Origin of the sequence: Calidithermus chliarophilus DSM 9957, from assembly GCF_000430045.1 — a bacterium.
Taxonomy (GTDB): Bacteria; Deinococcota; Deinococci; order Deinococcales; family Thermaceae; genus Calidithermus; species Calidithermus chliarophilus.
Genome location: NZ_KE387023.1, coordinates 1 through 1,782 on the forward strand (window position 1 = coordinate 1; position 1,782 = coordinate 1,782).

The 1,782-nt window shown below is 71.9% G+C and carries 3 protein-coding genes; all 3 read right to left on the reverse strand.

Going from position 1 to position 1,782, the window contains the following annotated elements:
• Positions 1-222: hypothetical protein (locus MEICH_RS22775; protein WP_036218057.1), on the reverse strand; the 222-nt coding region annotated here is incomplete at its 3' end.
• Positions 219-1,355, reverse strand: coding sequence for a lantibiotic dehydratase C-terminal domain-containing protein (locus tag MEICH_RS0100060; RefSeq protein WP_027890929.1), 1,137 nt, complete (start codon positions 1,353-1,355; stop codon positions 219-221). The genes MEICH_RS0100060 and MEICH_RS22775, both read right to left, overlap by 4 nt.
• Positions 1,352-1,782 (reverse strand): lantibiotic dehydratase (locus MEICH_RS29075; RefSeq protein WP_174422425.1); only part of this gene is annotated, 431 nt, incomplete at its 5' end. The genes MEICH_RS0100060 and MEICH_RS29075, both read right to left, overlap by 4 nt.

The window sequence follows — 1,782 nt, forward strand, 5'->3', positions numbered from 1 at the left end:
CAGCCACTGGCCCAGCCGCAGCAGCGGCAGCGGCTCGCCGGTGAAAGCCCGCTGGCAGCGGCGCGCCTGGAGGACGTCGAAGAGGTCGGCCGGGGCGGGGGGGGCCCAGGGGAGGGGGATGCCCCCCTGCGGCGGGTCAGGGCAGGCCGGCACGGGACGGACTGAGGGCGGGCGGTCGCGCAGGTAGCTGGTGCGGGAGTGGAAGCTGCGATAAGCGTTCACGGCCTCACCTCCAGCCCGGTCCCCCGAGCACGCGGCCACCAGGCCTCCTTGTCCGGGTAGCGGGCGTGGACGGTGGACGCGACCAGCTCGCACAGCAACAGCCGGTCGAGGGGGCGGCAGCCGGCCGCCAGCAGGCACTCGTACATCAGGTTCACCAGCAGGCGGCGCACCTGGATCTCCGGCTCGCGCTGCAGGCGGTAGAGCTCGCTGCCGCGGACGTGCTGGCCCTGGTGGTCGGGGCTCGCGCTCAGCGGTGGCAGGCTCACCCCCTCGGGCAGGGCCTGCGCCTCGGCCTCGTATTCCTCCTGCCAGGGGATCCAGAACTCGCCCTCCTGCATGACCCGCCAGAGCCGGTCGTAGGTCTGCGCCAGCAGCTCGGCCCAGCGACCGACCTCGGCGGGCTCGTGGCGCAGGGCCTGGTCGAACCACCGGTCCAGGTGGGGCTGGAGCCGCCGGGCGAGCGCCTGGAAGCGCCGTTCGAGGGCCTCTCCTTCAGGCAGGTTGTGGTAGAAGGCGATGGCGTGGGAGCGGAAGCTCACCGCGACCGAGGGCGGGGAGGCGAACCGGGGCTCGGACTTACCCTCGAAGGCCGCGGTGAAGCCGAACATCAGCCGGGCGAAGGCCTCCAGGCGCGCGTTGGGGGGGTCGTGCTCGAGCAGCCAGTCGACGAAGGGCTGCGAGCAGAGCATGAAGTCCTTGGCGACGCGCACGACCGCCGGGGAACCGTAACGGCGCTCCCTCAGCAGCAGGGGGCTCCACAAGAGGGTGTGGTTCTCGAACAGCGGCAGCATGGGCTCGTCGATGAGCTCGAGGCCCGCCAGGGTTCCGTAGCGCTCCAGGTAAGCGTCCGGCGTGAGGGACGTGGGCGAGGGGTGGGCCGCGAAGTATTGGGCCAGGGCCTCCTCCAACCGCCGCTGTACCTGGGCGAGGTGCTGCTCGTCGCCCAGGCGCAGGTTGGCGCGCACGTGAGGGCCGTGGTGCCAGTTGCGGCGCAGGAAGTAGCCCTGCACCAGTCCCTCGCGGACGAGGTCTTCCAGCGGGGGCCGCAACCCCTCGCGCATCAGGTGGTCCTTCTGCGGGTCGTGGTAGAACACCCGCAGGGTGACCCAGTTCGACCCGTGCTGTGGGCTCATGGCCGGTATGCACCTCCTTCCGAGCGGAGTTCCACGCACCACTCGCCGACGTAGCGTTCCCCGTCGACGACCACCGTCCCCTCCCCGGGCGCCGGGAGGGCCTCCTGCAGCCAGACCGCGCCGCGCACCTCGGCCAGGCAGCGCTCGAGGACGCGCACGAAGAGGAAGCTGTCGAGGTCGATGTACTGCGGCTTCAACAGGCTCGTCTTGGAGATCTGCTCGTGGGCGTCCTGCTGCAGAGCCTGCCAACGGTCGGGGTAGAGGAAGAAGCGCCGGGGCACGCCCTCGGCCTCGGACCAGGCCAGCAGCCGCCGCCAGTAGCGGAAATCGCCCTCCCCCTTCGCCCGTGCCAACTGCTGGGGCTCGGGCAGCACCCAGGTCCGGCGGGCCAGCACGACCGACCCCAGCCGCACCCGCGGCCACCGGC

Bases quoted from the DNA above. Each gene is read 5' to 3' on its own strand.
- MEICH_RS0100060 (WP_027890929.1), bottom strand. From the start codon at position 1,355: ATGAGCCCACAGCACGGGTCGAACTGGGTCACCCTGCGGGTGTTCTAC.